At 43.2% G+C, this 15,681-nt stretch carries 15 protein-coding genes; 12 read left to right on the forward strand and 3 right to left on the reverse strand.

What is annotated here, in order from left to right; translation table 11 throughout:
- Positions 1-133 precede the first annotated feature (133 nt).
- Positions 134-991 carry a carbon-nitrogen hydrolase family protein gene (locus tag AAHB12_RS21295; RefSeq protein WP_342046958.1) on the reverse strand — a complete coding sequence of 286 codons (858 nt, stop codon included), beginning with the start codon at positions 989-991 and terminating at the stop codon, positions 134-136.
- A 401-nt stretch (positions 992-1,392) separates the two neighbouring features.
- Positions 1,393-1,755, reverse strand: a complete 363-nt coding sequence (locus AAHB12_RS21300; RefSeq protein ID WP_342046959.1) for a winged helix-turn-helix transcriptional regulator — start codon at positions 1,753-1,755, stop codon at positions 1,393-1,395.
- 236 nt (positions 1,756-1,991) lie between these two features.
- Here AAHB12_RS21300 and AAHB12_RS21305 point away from each other — a divergent pair, with 236 nt between their 5' ends.
- The 12 genes from AAHB12_RS21305 (at position 1,992) to gndA (ending at position 14,863) form a co-directional block, all read left to right on the forward strand.
- Positions 1,992-3,014 carry an NADH:flavin oxidoreductase/NADH oxidase gene (locus AAHB12_RS21305; RefSeq protein ID WP_129728059.1) on the forward strand — a complete coding sequence of 341 codons (1,023 nt, stop codon included), beginning with the start codon at positions 1,992-1,994 and terminating at the stop codon, positions 3,012-3,014.
- A gap of 200 nt (positions 3,015-3,214) precedes the next feature.
- The gene (locus tag AAHB12_RS21310; RefSeq protein WP_129728060.1) at positions 3,215-3,634 is read left to right on the forward strand and encodes an RrF2 family transcriptional regulator; all 420 of its coding nucleotides are present in this window, start codon (positions 3,215-3,217) and stop codon (positions 3,632-3,634) included.
- Positions 3,635-3,824: 190 nt separating this feature from the next.
- Positions 3,825-4,220 (forward strand): IDEAL domain-containing protein, encoded by a 396-nt coding sequence (locus tag AAHB12_RS21315; protein WP_129728061.1) that lies wholly within the window; start codon positions 3,825-3,827, stop codon positions 4,218-4,220.
- 93 nt (positions 4,221-4,313) lie between these two features.
- The gene (gene trxA, locus AAHB12_RS21320; RefSeq protein WP_129728062.1) at positions 4,314-4,628 is read left to right on the forward strand and encodes a thioredoxin; all 315 of its coding nucleotides are present in this window, start codon (positions 4,314-4,316) and stop codon (positions 4,626-4,628) included.
- A 299-nt stretch (positions 4,629-4,927) separates the two neighbouring features.
- On the forward strand, positions 4,928-5,956 hold the full coding sequence (locus tag AAHB12_RS21325) for an XdhC family protein (protein WP_342046962.1): 1,029 nt from the start codon (positions 4,928-4,930) through the stop codon (positions 5,954-5,956).
- Positions 5,957-6,017: 61 nt separating this feature from the next.
- Positions 6,018-6,884: an FAD binding domain-containing protein gene (locus tag AAHB12_RS21330; RefSeq protein ID WP_342046964.1), complete on the forward strand. Its 867-nt coding sequence runs from the start codon at positions 6,018-6,020 to the stop codon at positions 6,882-6,884.
- 17 nt (positions 6,885-6,901) lie between these two features.
- The gene (gene pucD / locus AAHB12_RS21335) at positions 6,902-9,187 is read left to right on the forward strand and encodes a xanthine dehydrogenase subunit D (RefSeq protein WP_342046966.1); all 2,286 of its coding nucleotides are present in this window, start codon (positions 6,902-6,904) and stop codon (positions 9,185-9,187) included.
- Positions 9,169-9,702 (forward strand): (2Fe-2S)-binding protein, encoded by a 534-nt coding sequence (locus AAHB12_RS21340; protein WP_129728065.1) that lies wholly within the window; start codon positions 9,169-9,171, stop codon positions 9,700-9,702. The genes pucD and AAHB12_RS21340 overlap by 19 nt, the downstream gene beginning before the upstream one ends.
- A 15-nt stretch (positions 9,703-9,717) precedes the next feature.
- Positions 9,718-11,457: an adenine deaminase gene (gene ade, locus AAHB12_RS21345; protein WP_129728066.1), complete on the forward strand. Its 1,740-nt coding sequence runs from the start codon at positions 9,718-9,720 to the stop codon at positions 11,455-11,457.
- Between the two features lie 31 nt (positions 11,458-11,488).
- Positions 11,489-11,953, forward strand: a complete 465-nt coding sequence (locus AAHB12_RS21350) for a nucleoside deaminase (RefSeq protein WP_129728067.1) — start codon at positions 11,489-11,491, stop codon at positions 11,951-11,953.
- A gap of 345 nt (positions 11,954-12,298) precedes the next feature.
- Complete coding sequence (locus AAHB12_RS21355; RefSeq protein ID WP_342046968.1) at positions 12,299-13,048, forward strand: inositol monophosphatase family protein; 750 nt, start codon at positions 12,299-12,301, stop codon at positions 13,046-13,048.
- Between the two features lie 405 nt (positions 13,049-13,453).
- Positions 13,454-14,863, forward strand: a complete 1,410-nt coding sequence (gene gndA / locus AAHB12_RS21360; RefSeq protein WP_129728069.1) for an NADP-dependent phosphogluconate dehydrogenase — start codon at positions 13,454-13,456, stop codon at positions 14,861-14,863.
- 246 nt (positions 14,864-15,109) lie between these two features.
- Here gndA and AAHB12_RS21365 read toward each other — a convergent pair whose 3' ends face one another.
- A complete protein-coding gene (locus tag AAHB12_RS21365) occupies positions 15,110-15,250 on the reverse strand; it encodes a hypothetical protein (RefSeq protein ID WP_165350761.1) in 141 nt (46 codons plus the stop codon).
- Between the last annotated feature and the right edge of the window lie 431 nt (positions 15,251-15,681).

A 15,681-nucleotide genomic window follows, 5' to 3' on the forward strand; every position in this document is an offset into this window, starting at 1 on the left:
GTGACGCTCCTTTTTTTTATATTTTAAGAAAGAAATTTTTAGCGAGCAATGAATTCGACGTAGTAGAGAATGTTAGGAATAAAGTATAAGTACAGCTACGTCTCTGTCTTTGCTCATAGGCAAGTTTTCTTCACTATTTCCAATCTGTATAGAGGTCGGTACGGCGGTCGCGCCATGTTGTGACAGAGCCGCTTTCCCTCACCTGATAAAGAAGCTCCAAGTCTAGGTCTGCTGTGACAATCATATCGTGGTTGAGCTCTCCTTCAACTAAAATGCCGCGCGGCGGGAACGGGATGTCATTTGGCGTAAGTACGGCTGCCTGACCGAAGTTTGCTCGCATAAAGTCTACGGTTGGAAGGGAACCGACCGTACCTGTTGTCACGACGTATACTTGATTTTCGATTGTTCTCGCATGACTTGTGTAACGAACGCGGTGGAAGCCATGACGGTCATCTGTGCAGGAAGGGCAGAAAATAACATCAGCACCTTTTGCTTTTGCCATCCGTACGATTTCCGGGAATTCGATGTCGTAGCACGTTAGCATTGCGATTGTTCCTTTATCGGTTTCAAATACCTGGAGGCCGTCTCCAGGTGCCATATTCCATTCGGTTACTTCAGTTGGTGTGATATGCAGCTTTGCTTGCTCCGCCACTCTGCCGTCCGGGTAAAATAAATGGGCAACATTGTATAATTTATCACCTTTGCGCACAACATGTGTGCCGCCGATAATATGCATGCCGGTTTGTTTTGCGAGCTTGATAAACAACTCTCGGTATTGTTCGGTAAAATCGGGCAGATCTTCTATCGTCAGAGCCTTTTTATTTTCATTACCGATGGACATAAGCTGTGTCGTGAAAAATTCTGGAAATAAAACAAAATCAGCGCTAAATTCCTCGGCCGTTTTTATATAATGCTCGACTTGCTCTGCAAACTCGTCGAAGGATTGGATTGTATGAAGATGATATTGAATTGCTGAGACTCTAAGTTTCATAAGTTCTTCCTCCTTGATAGTTAGGAATGAATGTATTGTCTTGCTTATAAGAATGCTACTGTTATTATTGGACAAACGAATCTCTTCTGCAAGTACGCACTTGTAGGTTACATAGTGTAAAAATTTATACTAAGGAAAGCAGGTTGGCTTGAGAAATTGTATGTAAATTAAGCTTCTCGAATATCTAGGGCAGGATATAAAAAAATAAGTCACAGCCCGTGTAAAGGACGGGTGCAACTATTTGTTTTTTACACTTTAAGAAAATATAAATTCCCGGCTAGAAGCGAATTCGACGTAGCAGGAATTTTTCCGAATAAAGTAAAGGGCAACTACGCCTCTGTCTTCGCCCAAGAGCAGGGCTCGCCAATCGGCGAGTTTTCTTTATGTAATTATTCATCCGCTTAATCGCGGGATGTACCGTGCTGCGCAACCTGTGTCCCGAAAGTCTCCATATAGTTCTTACCCCATTCATACATCGAGTCAAGAATTGGCATAAGGCTTTCCCCCTGCTTTGTGAGGGAGTATTCTACCTTTGGAGGAACAACTGGATAGACCTCACGATGAATAATCATATCCTCTTCTAATTCCCGTAATTGATTCACAAGCATGCGCTGTGTGATGCCGGGGATGAGTGCTTTTAGCTCACCGAATCGCTTCGTACCGCTTTTTCCTAAGTGCCATAAAATGAGCATTTTCCATTTTCCGCCGATAATCGCGAGCGTTAATTCTTTTTCACAGTTAAAGCTTTCATCAATATGTGCCACGTATTTCACCTCTTGTCTAGTATACATGACAGTATACTTTTTATCATTATCATACCTCAAAGTATGTAGTTACTGCAGCGGATAGGGCTATGCAGCGGTACTACGGGCAGAATTTTATCTTACTGATTTGAATCATGGTAGTATGGATAATATGTATTACAGCAACCTTTCACGGAGGCAGCAGGGCTGTTTCCGGCTCTGGAAGGGAAGAGAGGATAAAGAAAGGAAGAGTGTTGATGAGAAACCTATTTACTCCGTTTTCCTACAAAAGCTTAGAGCTAAAAAACAGAATCGTAATGCCGCCGATGTGTCAATATTCTGTGACGAATAAGGATGGCAAGCCAAATGACTGGCATTTGATTCATTATACGAGCCGCGCCATTGGAGGAGCTGGTCTAATTATTATGGAAATGACAGATATAGAGCCAGACGGCAGACTGACTGAATTTGACCTTGGAATTTGGTCAGATGATCATGTGCCGGCATTTCAAAGAGTGATTGATGCTATGCATGCTCATGGTACAAAAGTTGGGATTCAAATTGCGCATTCGGGACGTAAGGCTGAACATATACATACTCCTGTTGCCCCATCTGCCATTCGTTTTAATGAGAGATACGGTGTGCCGCGCGAATTGACAACAGATGAAGTAAAGCAACTTGTTGAAAAATTTCGCGATGGAGTCCGACGTGCGGTGCAGGCTGGTGTTGATACAGTAGAAATTCATGGTGCGCACGGTTATCTTATTCATCAATTCCATTCTCCGTTAACAAATAAACGAAGTGATGAATACGGAAAAGACTTGTCTAGGTTCGGGGTAGAGGTAATTGAAGCAGCTAAATCAGAGATGCCATCCAATATGCCGCTTATTTTCCGGGTATCTGGTGTTGAATATGTTGAGGGTGGCTATGGTATTGACTATATTGCGGAAATATGTAAAAACTATCAAAAGGCTGGAGCAGACATATTCCATGTGTCATCCGGAGGAGAAGGCCCAATTGGCTCAGGCGGCAGCCCGGGTATTCACCCAGGCTATCAGGTGCCGTTTGCAAGAGAGCTGAAGCAACAGCTCGATTGTCCGGTCATTGCAGTTGGAAATTTGGACGATCCGTTTGTAGCCGAAGCTGCACTAGGAAATGGCGAGGCAGATCTTATCGCTGTAGGTCGCGGTATGCTGCATGATCCATATTGGGCGCTTCACGCAGCAGAAACATTAAAGGAAGAGCCGGAAGTGCCAACTCAGTATTTACGGGCATTTTAATTCTTTTCCTAAGAATCCCTTGTTTTATGCAAGGGATTCTTGTATAAATATCTGCTCTCATCTGTAAAATAACTCTTATTACAAAAAGAAAGGCTTTCTTGTGTGTAGTTCACTCTATTATCGACGTAAGCAATCGTATTGACTTTTGAAACTGTATCAATTATGATTACAGTAAGAAATTTGAGAAGGGCGTGGGTTAGATGAACAGTGAATTTACAATTGCAGTACACAGCCTTGTTTATTTAGCCTATTTACCTGATCATATGGCGAGCAGCGAGATGCTTGCGGAAAATGTTTGTACGCATCCAGCGCGTATTCGTAAGATTATGAGCAGCTTGCGTAGAAGTGGATTTGTGAAGACGAAGGAAGGGATTCGCGGCGGTTATATGCTGAATTGTCGTCCTGAGGATACGACCTTAGCACAAATTTATCACGCGGTCTCATACGGAACATTAAAGCCGAGCTGGTGTACAGGAAATCCGGAGCAGCCTTGTCTTGTTTCAGCGAATATTCAAACTGTAATGGATGGGATTTTCCATGATGCAGAAATGTATTTAGAAGCGTATCTCGGGAATATTACAATTGAATCCGTTTTAAAGAAGATTAAAAAATGTCCATAGTGTTTTTGTTTATTTGAAATGTAACTTTTTTTATTACAGATGTTCTGCATACCTTTTTTAATAAAGATTGTTCTGGCGACATGACCTGCTTCAGGTAGTGACATCCCTTGCGGAGGAAAAAATAGTTTATGATTCTTTTTTAGATAAACTGTAACTTTTTTTATAACATTTGAGATGGCGGTGAATAAACATGTTAACAAATGGAAAATCACGATTAGAAATAGGGGATTGGGTAAGGGGGAAGTCAGGTGATGGTGAGCTGCTGCACGGCTATATTGAGAGTGTAGATTCCTTACAAGATATCGTAAAGGTACACGTTGTGGCATGTGATAATAAAGAAACGGTTGGAAAAACAATTCGGTTGCCTCGCAAATGGCTAGAAAAACTACCAGCTCCTGCTATGGATCGGGAAGGATATATTCTTTCGCTTATCGACCTAGCATTGGAAACAAGGGATAAGCAATGGTTTCTGGAGTTGTGTGAAACCTTAACCGTTTTACAAACACACACAAAGGAAAGTGATGCAGGGCGAAGAAGGAACTCTGCTCCGAACGATAGACTCAGGGTATCCGGCATCTTGGAATGACAGGAGAAGAATCGAAGGAGACTATGGTTAGGGAGAAGAGTATGCCTTTAGCCAATGCGTTTTTAAGAAAATAACAAACGGGAGTGAAATAATATGGCGATTCAACATATAACAGATCAAGGCTTCGATGCTTCAGTAAGTGAAGGGGTAACCCTCGTAGATTTTTGGGCACCTTGGTGCGGACCGTGCCGCATGATTGCGCCGGTATTAGAGGAGATCGATACAGAAATTGGCGGTCAAGTGCAGATTGTAAAAATGAATGTGGATGAACAGCAAATTACACCAACGAAATTTGGAATTATGAGCATTCCGACGCTTCTTCTTTTTAAAGATGGAGAGGTTGTAGAGACGATTAGCGGTTATCAGCCAAAGGAAGCATTAACAGAAGTTATTTCTCAACATCTATAAGAGCATCCCTCCTGTGTTTCATCATAGGAGGGATTTTTTTGTGCTTTAAGAACGTATAAATTTTCGGCTAGAAGCGAATTCGACGTAGCAGGAATTTAGAAATAGTGTAAGTGCAGCTATGCCTCTATCTTCGCCAAAGTCTCGCTAGTCGGCGAGTTTTTTCGATTTCACCATCTTCTATGTTAGAAAATCTAGCATATAAATAGACGATATGTCATGTATTGTATACAGTAGGTAAAAAGTGGTAGGAAGTATTGTAATTCTAAGGGTGGCTGGATCTTTTGAAAGGGGAGTCGTTCATGGAAGGAATGCACCGAATTCTCGATATTGGCGTATGTGAACAAGATGTATTGGCAACGGTTATTCATGTGGACGGTTCCGCTTATAGAAGAGAAGGAGCGTGTATGCTGTTTCGGGAAGACGGAACACAAATTGGTTTGTTGAGCGCCGGTTGCTTAGAAGCTGATGTGGCTGCCCGTGCGCATGATTTACGAAGGAAAGGGGTATCCGAAACGATTGTATTTGATATGCGGACGGAGGATGATCTTTCCTGGGGGCAGGGAGCTGGATGTAACGGAGCGGTGCATGTACTTCTTGAGCTGGTGGATGAGCGCTTGCAACAGCATTTAAAAACGCTAAAGTTGTATCTTGATCAAGGCATCGAAGTGACAATCCTCAAGAAACTGAACGATATTGGAGCTGTTTCGGATTATCTGTTTTTGGCTGGTCGACATACATTTGGCGAATGGTCTGGGCATGTGCCGGAGGAAGTCGAACATTATATGAATGAAAGAACTAAAAAAAGCGGTATGTTTTTTGTTTCAGGGCTGTCCGCATATATATATGTTCATACCATTTGGCCGAAATCACGTGTTATTGTATTTGGGGCAGGGATGGATGCGATACCATTAGTAAAGCTCGCAGCTCAGAGCGGTTTTTCTACCGTTGTTTCAGATTGGCGGCCCGCATTGTGCAGCCGTGCAAACTTTCCTGAAGCTGATGAGCTGATTGTCGCGTTTCCTGAAGAAGCCTTTCAACGCATACGGTTTACTCCTCGTGATTTTATACTTATCTTAACTCATCAATTTCAGCGCGATCAACAAGTGCTGCGGTATCTTCTAACGAAGGCTGTACGGTATATAGGTGTATTGGGATCAAATCTGCGTACGCAGCGTTTGCTTGGCGGGAGTGCTATACCTCCTATTGTCAAAAGTCCAGTTGGGTTGTCAATTGGTGCTGATGGGCCAGAGGAAATTGCGGTAAGCATTGTTGCGGAACTGATTTCCCTCCAGCGGTTAGATTGCCAAAAAAGAATGGTGCTTTCATAACAGAAGAAATGCAGCCTTGATACAAGGGTTGGATATGAATCTATGAAAGGGGCGAACATGTATGCTTGGAGAGATGCTCTCCCCAGCAGTTTGGTTTCCTAAAAGCTTAGAGGAGGCATGGGGAATGAGGCAGAGGCTCGGTTCTCATGCTTGTTTCATAGCCGCTGGAACATTGCTGCAAATAGAGTGGGAAAAAGGAAGGGTAGATCCCGGCCATTTGATTAATCTAGAAGGAATTGATGAGATAAAGGGTGTAAGCCGGGAGGTAATGAACGGCCGATCGGTAGTACGTATAGGCGCTTTAACAACATTAGGGAGCTTGCTTTCAAGTTCCCTTGTGCTGCAGCATAGTCCCCTTGTTACTGAAGCTGTGCGCGGCATAGCAGCGCCTGCGGTACGCAACCGAGCCACAATCGGCGGTAATGTCGCAAGCGGAATTGGAGACGCTATCCCTGCGTTATTGGCGGCGGATGCTCTTATCACGACATTCGATGGAAGCACTAGATTGACAAAGCCGCTCTGGCGGTGGCTACAAGAAAAGGATAATAGTCAAATCACTTCTTCTGAGATTGTGGCACAGATTGAATTACCTGAATCCGGGACAGCAGATTGTTTTTATAGAAAAATTGGCCGAAGAGAGGCGTTTATCCCGTCTGTTGTAACGATCGCTGGGTGTTGCATGAGAAAGGAGGACGGTACAATTACGCATATTCGCCTTGCTGCCGGCGGTGGAGAGACACCTCCGCAGCGGCTGCAGTTTTCCGAAAGGCTGCTGCAAGGAATGTCTATACAAGATGCTGTTTTAGAAGATGTGTATAGAAATGTCTTGGAGGAATTTCAGCCGGTTTCAGATGCGTTTGCCTCCACTTATTATCGAAAGCAGATAGCAGCAAATGTAATTGCTTCAGAGCTTGCAAAGTTTGCGTAGTAGAAGGAGGGAATGGTATGCAGCTGTTGGAGAGGGCGAAGGAAATGGGACGTATCCGTCCAGATGGCGCAGCTAAAGTAACTGGAGCACTTAAATATATGACGGATGTATCTTTTCCTGATATGCTGCATGGGAAAATCTTAAGGAGTGCACATCCCCATGCCCGCATTCTATCTATTTGCACAGAGAGGGCCAAACAGCTTTCAGGTGTTAAGGCTGTGGCAACTTATCACGATGTGCCGGGCCTAAATGGATACGGGATCGTATTTCCAGATCAGCCGGTGCTATGCGAAGACCGAGTTCGCTGCGTCGGAGATGCTATTGCTGCTGTGGCGGCGGAGACGGAGGAAGTTGCTGAGCGTGCTCTTGATCTCATCGAGGTGATTTATGAGCCGTTGCCAGTGATAGACAGTCCTGAAAAAGCGTTGAACCAAGCTGCACCGCAACTCCATCCAAATGGAAACATCTTGCATCGGGCTTCCTATGAAAAAGGGGATATAAAAAAGGGGTTTGCGAGCTGCTCTGTAATAATAGAAGAAACGTACGAACTGCCGCGGCAAATGCATGCTTATATGGAAACAGAAGGTGGGGTCGTTGTTCCTGAATGTGACGGCACAATCACTGTTTATGCAGGTACGCAGCATGGCTATAAAGATCGGTTTCAGCTATCTCGCATTTTAGATATGCCGGAAGCAAGTATACGGGTTGTTTCAAGTCCGATGGGCGGATCGTTTGGTGGAAAGGATGAACTAAATATTCAGCCATATGCAGCGTTGCTTGCATTAATGGCAAAGCGTCCAGTAAAGATTCATCAAACAAGACGCGAGTCTGTAAGAGCTGGGATAAAGCGCCACCCGATGAGAATTACGATGAAAACAGGAGCGGATGAAAACGGGCAAATTGTTGCTCACGAGGTGCGCATCCTTGCAGATACAGGCGCATATGCAACGTTAGGTCCTGCTGTATTAGACTTTGCTGTTGAGCACGCCATCGGTCCTTATGTAGTTCCAAATGTGAGTACAGAGGGTTTGTCTGTTTATACGAATAATGGGGTCGCTGGTGAATTTCGGGGATTTGGGGGCAATCAAGTTACTTTTGCTCTTGAAGGACAAATCGATCGGCTGGCAGAGAAGCTTCAGATGGATCCGCTTGATCTAAGGAGACGAAATATACGAAAGGAACATGATCTTGGACCGGTTGGGCAGCGAATTGCGCCGACAAATGGAGCTGCTCAGGTTTTGGAAGAAATTTGTAAAAAAGCAGCTGGTTTGCAGGGGAAGAAACCGGATGTGTGGAAAAAAACAGGAACAGGAATTTCGATCACGATGCATGGCGGCGGGCTTGGTTACGGACGTTTAGACCCTGCTGGAGGACGTCTTTCGTTTGGGGTTGATGGCAAAATTGAAGCTGCTTTTGGCTTTGAAGAATGCGGTCAAGGCCTTCTAGCCGTGATTGAAACGCTTATTATAGAGGAATTCGCCTGTTCCCCTGGGGATATAAAAATAACAATCGGTGACACGGCACTCGTCCCATCATCTGGATCTTCAACTGCTTCTCGGGCAACGAGTATGGTTTGGCAAGCACTGCAGCGAATGAAGGAGCCGTTTCGCCAGCAGCTGCTTGCATGTGCAGCGCGAATTGGCAGTAGAGAAGCTGATAAACTTCAGCTTGGACCAGGTGGTGTGTGGAAGCGGGATGAAGAAATGAATGCACCTGTATTCTATCTATCCTATGCGCAATTGGCAAAGAGAATGGCCCCAGAAGAGAGGATTGTTGTAAATACGCAGTTTGATTTTCCGACAAGCCCCGATCCATTTATCGGGGGGCATTATCTATATGCATTTTCTGCTGTTTTAGCGCAGGTGGAGGTCGATGAATTAACAGGGAGGGTAAAGGTAACATGTCTTGATCAAGCAATCGCAGCAGGTCCTGTTGTGAGTCCACTTGGATATCTTGGTCAAATTGAAGGCGGCGGCATAATGGCATTAGGGTATACGTTAATGGAGGAAGCTCTTATACATGATGGCTGTTATGTCACGAACAATTTTGATTCATATTTAATTCCGACAATTTATGATGTTCCGGAGCAAATGGAGGTGGAAGCGATTGAAGAGCTATGTCAAGATGACTCGTATGGACCAAGAGGCGTTGGTGAAATTGGTACGATTGCTGTAGCTCCTGCAATCGCTAAAGCAATTCATGATGCGACAGGGTATTGGGTGCGTCGATTGCCAGTTTCACCGGAGGAAATGCTACAGGCTATCAGTGCAAAGGAGAGGAAAGCATGGACGCGAAAAAAATAATACATGAACAATCCTTGCCTCTGAATGAATCTATTTCTATCACGCTTCAAGTAAACGGTGAAGAGAAGCAGCTGCAGACTATGCCTGCCGCGCGTCTGATTGATTTGCTGCGAAATGGCTTAGAGCTGACCGGAACAAAACGATCCTGTGATATTGGACGCTGCGGTGCGTGCTCTGTAATTATGAACGATTCATTAGTAAACGCCTGTCTTGTGATGGCATATCAAGCCAATCACGCTTCAATTACAACGATTGAAGGAGACGGGTTTTCTTTTATTCAAGACGCTTTTTTAAAAGAGGGAGGATTCCAGTGCGGGTATTGTACACCAGGCATGATTATCGCTGCGAAGGCTTTGCTTGATGTTGTACCGATTCCGACGGAGAAGCAAATTCGCGAGGGGCTTTCGGGAAACCTGTGCCGCTGCACAGGTTATAGCAGTATTATCCGCGCTGTGCAGCGGGCAGCCGCTATGAAGCTTGTTATTGACAGATGTAGCGCGGGAGGAAATGTGTAAAATGGGGGGATGAGGATGCTAACGAAGGTGCAATTGCAAAAACGGATTTCTGTTGCATCTAAGCACGAGCCTGCCGATCTTGTCATAAAAAACGGAACTATTGTCGATGTCTTTAATTTAGAAATCATCCTGGGCGATATTGCTATTGCAGACGGTGTGATTGTTGGTATTGGCTCATATGAAGGACATGAAGTAATCGATGCAACCAGCCAATACATTGTACCAGCTTTTATTGATGGGCATGTGCATATTGAATCGTCTATGGTCAGACCGAGAGAATTTGCAAAGGCTGTCCTTCCTCATGGGATTACAACAATTATCACTGATCCTCATGAAATTGCCAATGTTGCGGGGGGCACAGGTATATCGTTTATGCTTGAGGATTCTGAGAATCTTCCAATGGATATATTATTTATGCTTCCCTCCTGTGTTCCTGCGACATCCTTTGAAAATAGCGGGGCTGTATTAACAGCAACTGATCTAGAGCCATTTTTTTCACATCCGCGTGTGCTTGGCCTGGCGGAAGTTATGGATTATCCGGCCGTAAAACAGCGTGAGCCCTCTATGATGGATAAATTATATATGACGCTGCAGCATACGGATAAAATTGACGGACACGGTGCCGGATTAGATGACAATGCCATTAATATATATCGTTCCGTCTACATTAGTACAGATCATGAGTGTGTCACAGTAGAAGAAGCAAAGGAACGGGTGAGGCGCGGCATGTATGTGATGCTACGACAAGGCTCGGGCGCCAAAAACTTACTGGATCTTCTTCCTGCTGTTCATTCAGGAAATTCGCGCCGTTTTTTATTTTGTACTGATGATAAACATCTGGATGAATTAATTCGCGAGGGCAGCATTGATCAGAGTGTTCGATTGGCAATTCAGGCTGGTTTAGATCCATTTCTTGCTATTCAGATGGCATCACTCAATGCGGCAGAATGCTTTGGGTTATCTACAAAAGGAGCCGTAGCACCTGGCTATGAAGCAGATTTGCTTCTATTAGATAGCATACAAGAAATTGAAATTGCTAAGGTGTTAAAGGCCGGACGTGTTGTCGCGAAGAATGGAGCTGCCATATATGATGAATCGGGTGTTATTGAGCCGCCAAGCCGTCTAACTGAATCTGTGCAACTGCTTCCTTTGTCAGAAGAAGATTTGAAAATTCCAATCGGTTCAAATAAACAGGCCCGTATCATTGGTGTTATTCCAAACCAGCTTGTAACAAAGGAGCTCACTGAAACGGTACAAACAGAGAATGGCTTTTTTATTCCCTCAATCGATAATGATCAAGTCAAGCTTGTCGTGATAGAGCGCCATAAAAAGAAAGGGACTATCGGGTTGGGAGTTGTGAAAGGGCTGCAGCTGCAAGCAGGTGCGATCGCTTCAACGATTGCTCATGACTCTCATAATATCATTGTTGCCGGTACGAACGACCGTGATATTGTGACTGCAATTAGGGCCGTTCACCAGATGAACGGCGGGTTGGTGGTTGTTTCTAAAGGCAACGTCATCGGCAGCATGTCTTTACCTCTTGCAGGATTGATGTCTATGAAAAACTATGAGGATGCCAATGATGAATTGAGTAAATTACATGAAGCGTTGCACAGTGTTACGCAGGCTTCCGAAAATGTATTTTTAACACTTTCTTTTCTAAGCTTGCCAGTTATTCCTGAACTCAAATTAACCGATGGAGGATTGTTTCATGTAGGTCGATTTGAACATATTGGGGTTGCAGTAAACGACTAGGTGCTTGTGTCACCAAGAAGGGGGAGCGAAGATGAAGGTTTTTATGCAAACAGCTATTAATCTAGCTTATGAAAATGCATTTTTGAATCATGGTGGACCTTTTGGTGCTATAGTCGTGAAGGATGGAAAAATTATCGGAATGGGAAAAAATGAGGTAACAGCCTCCAATGATCCAACTGCACATGCGGAGGTACAGGCTATTCGTGATGCTTGTCGTTATTTAAACAGTTTTCAGTTAACAGATTGTGAAATCTATACGAGCTGTGAGCCGTGCCCCATGTGTTTGGGAGCTATTTATTGGGCGAGGCCGAAAGCTGTTTACTTTTATAATACGAGGGAAGAGGCTGCTGCCATTGGGTTTGATGACGCACTTATTTACGAGCAAATATCAGAGCCTCTTGATAAGAGACTTATACCCATGAAGCATTTACCAATTGATACAACTAAGTATCCGTTTGAGTTATGGAAGCATTCTAAGCAAAGGGTGGAGTATTGAAAAGAAATAAAAGAAGTCTTCCTGCGTTAGGAAGGCTTTTTTTATTTCACTTTAAGAAAGGATAAATTTCTAGCTGGAAGACCATTCGACGTAGCGAGAAATTTTAGTAATAAAGTATAAGTAGGGCTACGCCTTTGTCTTCGCCCGGGGGCAGGGATCGTCAATCGGCGAGTTTTCTCTAACAAGATTAAGAAAGTATAACTTTTCGGGGTGGTGTCTAGTTCCCAAGGCCCAAAATGGCAGGCCTTGGGAGCTTTTCTTAACAGGGAAGCTCATATGTTCAAGACCTTGTCCTGAAATTAGTGTATGATAGTATCAGTATAAAAAGGGGAGGAGCAAACAAAAATGTACAATGAATATTTGCCGTTTATGATTAAATTAGCCAAGGATGCAGGGGAATTCATTCTCCCTCATGCAGGAAAAGCCGGTCAGCAAACTGCAAAGGCAGCAAAGGATTTTGTAACAGAGATGGATATTCGTGTGGAGAAGTTTGTGATTGATCGTATTCAGGAACAATATCCGACCCATCGTATTTTTAGTGAAGAAGCAGGTTCGCTTTCGGGAACAGAGGATTTTGAATGGGTGATCGATCCGATTGATGGGACGATTAACTATAGCATAGGCTTTCCTTTATATGGGGTGTCAATTGCTCTTACATATCAAGGAGAACCAGTTGTGGCTGCCATTTCTTTACCTGCTCTAGGTGAGTTGTTTTGGGCTGTGAAAGGAGAAGGTGCTTTTCTGAATGGGGAGCAGATTCGAGTAAGGGACGTTGACTTGTCTGAGTCGTTCTTATCCTTCGGCGACTTTGCGAAGGATGGAGACAAGCAAAGTAATGCAGAGAGACTTGAGATGCTAAGTAAACTTGTAGATGAAGTGTATCGCGTGCGGATCATCGGGACGGCAGCGGTGACGCTTCCTTATATTGCAGCTGGTCGTTGGGATGCTGTTATTTATCGAAGCCCACAGCATTATGATATTGCGGCTGGTCAGTTAATCATTGCTGAAGCTGGGGGGGTAGAAGCGGATTTAGGGGAATACAAAATCTTCTCTAATAGTAAGGTTGCTCCTCAGTTAATCAAGCTGTTATCTTAATAAAGCATGGAATTTAAACTCTTCATGCTAGGCAAACCCAATTCCTTCTGTGAATGCAGAAGGGATTTTTTGTAGTATGATTTAGTCAAAGTGTAGCAAAAATAAGTATGTAAAGTGTCACCAGAATGCTTAGTATGCGAGCCCTTAGTTTCTAAGGGCGGTACGGATAAGAGATAAGACAATATAGTTTCCTACTGCATTACTTCTCTTTATATGCAATGGTAGGTGGATGTGCTGAAATATATTAAAGCATTCATACATTCCTTATCCCTTTTGCATGCTGTAACAAAAAAATTTTTTAAAAATTGCATCAATACTTATCCATACACGCAATAATATGGTATTCTGTTATACAGTGGTAATTATTAACCATATTTCATCAATGGATTACGGAAGGGGATACATATGTCAAAGCAACAAATTGGTGTAGTAGGCTTGGCGGTTATGGGGAAAAACCTTGCATTGAACATTGAAAGCAGAGGATATTCCGTTGCAGTTTTTAACCGTTCATTCGAAAAAACAGAAGAATTTTTAAAAACTGAGGCAGAAGGAAAGAACTTTGTAGGCGCAGCTACTGTTGAAGAGTTCGTGAACTCCTTAGAAAAACCTCGCAAGATTTTGTTAATGGTTAAAGCAGGAGCTGCAACAGATGCAACAATCGATTCTTTAAGACCTTATCTTGAAGATGGCGATATTTTGATTGACGGAGGAAACACATTCTTCCAAGACACAATTCGCCGTAACAAAGAACTTGAATCAACTGGAATCCATTTCATTGGTACAGGCGTTTCAGGTGGAGAAGAGGGAGCGTTAAAAGGTCCTTCTATCATGCCAGGAGGCCAAAAAGAGGCTTATGAGCTTGTTGAGCCAATTTTCAAAGCGATTTCAGCAAAAGTTGGAGACGACGCTTGCTGCACATATATTGGACCTAACGGTGCTGGCCATTATGTGAAAATGGTTCATAATGGTATCGAGTATGGTGATATGCAATTAATTTGTGAAGCTTACTTCATTATGAAACATGTTCTTGGCTTAAATGCTCAAGAGCTTCATGAGGTATTCGGAGAGTGGAATAAAGGCGAGTTAGACAGCTACTTAATCGAGATTACAACAGATATCTTTACTAAAGTGGACGAAGAAACAGGTAAGCCGCTTGTGGATGTGATCCTAGATACAGCTGGACAAAAAGGTACAGGTAAATGGACAAGCCAAAACGCTTTAGACTTAGGTGTACCGCTTCCAATCATCACAGAATCTGTATTTGCTCGCTTTATCTCTGCAATGAAAGAAGAGCGTGTAAAAGCAAGCAAATTGCTGCAAGGTCCTGAAGTGAAGGCGTTTGAAGGAAATAAAGAAGAATTAATTGAAGCAGTACGTAAAGCTTTATATATGAGCAAAATCTGTTCTTATGCACAAGGTTTTGCACAAATGCGCGCTGCATCTGAAGAATACGGCTGGGATCTTCGCTACGGCGATATCGCGATGATCTTCCGTGGCGGCTGCATTATCCGTGCGCAATTCCTTCAAAAAATTAAGGAAGCTTATGACCGCGATCCTGCATTGGCGAACTTGCTATTAGATCCATACTTCAAGGAAATCGTAGAAGGATACCAATCCTCATTGCGTGAAGTTCTTGCAGTGGCAATTAACCGTGGTATTCCAGTACCTTCATTCGCTAGTGCAATTGCTTACTATGACAGCTACCGTACAGAAACGTTACCTGCTAACCTTCTACAAGCACAACGTGACTACTTCGGTGCACACACATATGAGCGTGTAGATAAAGAAGGAACGTTCCATACAAACTGGATGTAAGGAACAAAGAGCCGTTTATACTTAGTCATCTAAGTATAAATAGTTAAAAAACAGCCAAGGCTTTGTGAGAAGCACTTGGCTGTTTTTATTTCACTGTAGGAAAGTATAAATTTCCAGCCAGAAGCTGTTCGACGTAGTCGGAAATTTTAGAAATACCGTGTAAGTGAAACTACGCCTCTGCCTTCGCCAATCGGTGAAGCTTGTTATGTCTCCTCTATGCTAGGCTGTAGGAAATAATGCCTTGTTTTATGATCCATTTTTTAGATTTCGTAAAACCATGGGCATTTTCTTATTTTCCTTTTCTATTTTCTTGTTACGAATTTGGTTGTCGTTAGGGACAGCGGATCTAAATCTTGCTTGATCCATTCCATCTATGATGTTCGTCAATACAATCCCTCCTTCCTATTTCATTATTTCCTAACATATGCGATTAGAAACGAGCAAGGAATTGGTAGTCCTCTACATGTAATTGCAAAAAAACGACTATTGAGATAGAGAACGTGTAATCACTCCTCGAAGGAAGATAGATAAGGAATATTTTTCAAAAGAAAAAGGTATTGCAGCGCACCTGTAAATTGAGTTATATTGTATATCCACCATTCATAGCAAAACAAATGGCGATAAATACAACATATCATTCTCTACTGGGGTAGCTGAGGAAAAGATCTTGCTAAGAAGATGTTGACGAGACAGTTGAGTTATGGTATATTATATTTCTGCGGTGAACAAGTATTGTTCGCGTAGATGAAATAAAAAATATGATTGACATGAAAACAAGAAGATGTTATATTGATAAAGTCGACTTTGAGCGACGGACA

It is taken from the genome of Bacillus sp. OTU530 (assembly GCF_038440375.1).

Excerpts from the sequence above, each read along its gene's own strand:
- AAHB12_RS21295 (WP_342046958.1), bottom strand. The coding sequence starts at position 991 with ATGAAACTTAGAGTCTCAGCAATTCAATATCATCTTCATACAATCCAA.
- AAHB12_RS21305 (WP_129728059.1), top strand. The coding sequence starts at position 1,992 with ATGAGAAACCTATTTACTCCGTTTTCCTACAAAAGCTTAGAGCTAAAA.
- AAHB12_RS21310 (WP_129728060.1), top strand. The coding sequence starts at position 3,215 with ATGAACAGTGAATTTACAATTGCAGTACACAGCCTTGTTTATTTAGCC.
- AAHB12_RS21315 (WP_129728061.1), top strand. The coding sequence starts at position 3,825 with ATGTTAACAAATGGAAAATCACGATTAGAAATAGGGGATTGGGTAAGG.
- trxA (WP_129728062.1), top strand. The coding sequence starts at position 4,314 with ATGGCGATTCAACATATAACAGATCAAGGCTTCGATGCTTCAGTAAGT.
- AAHB12_RS21325 (WP_342046962.1), top strand. The coding sequence starts at position 4,928 with ATGGAAGGAATGCACCGAATTCTCGATATTGGCGTATGTGAACAAGAT.
- AAHB12_RS21330 (WP_342046964.1), top strand. The coding sequence starts at position 6,018 with ATGCTTGGAGAGATGCTCTCCCCAGCAGTTTGGTTTCCTAAAAGCTTA.
- pucD (WP_342046966.1), top strand. The coding sequence starts at position 6,902 with ATGCAGCTGTTGGAGAGGGCGAAGGAAATGGGACGTATCCGTCCAGAT.
- AAHB12_RS21340 (WP_129728065.1), top strand. The coding sequence starts at position 9,169 with ATGGACGCGAAAAAAATAATACATGAACAATCCTTGCCTCTGAATGAA.
- ade (WP_129728066.1), top strand. The coding sequence starts at position 9,718 with ATGCTAACGAAGGTGCAATTGCAAAAACGGATTTCTGTTGCATCTAAG.
- AAHB12_RS21350 (WP_129728067.1), top strand. The coding sequence starts at position 11,489 with ATGAAGGTTTTTATGCAAACAGCTATTAATCTAGCTTATGAAAATGCA.
- AAHB12_RS21355 (WP_342046968.1), top strand. The coding sequence starts at position 12,299 with ATGTACAATGAATATTTGCCGTTTATGATTAAATTAGCCAAGGATGCA.
- gndA (WP_129728069.1), top strand. The coding sequence starts at position 13,454 with ATGTCAAAGCAACAAATTGGTGTAGTAGGCTTGGCGGTTATGGGGAAA.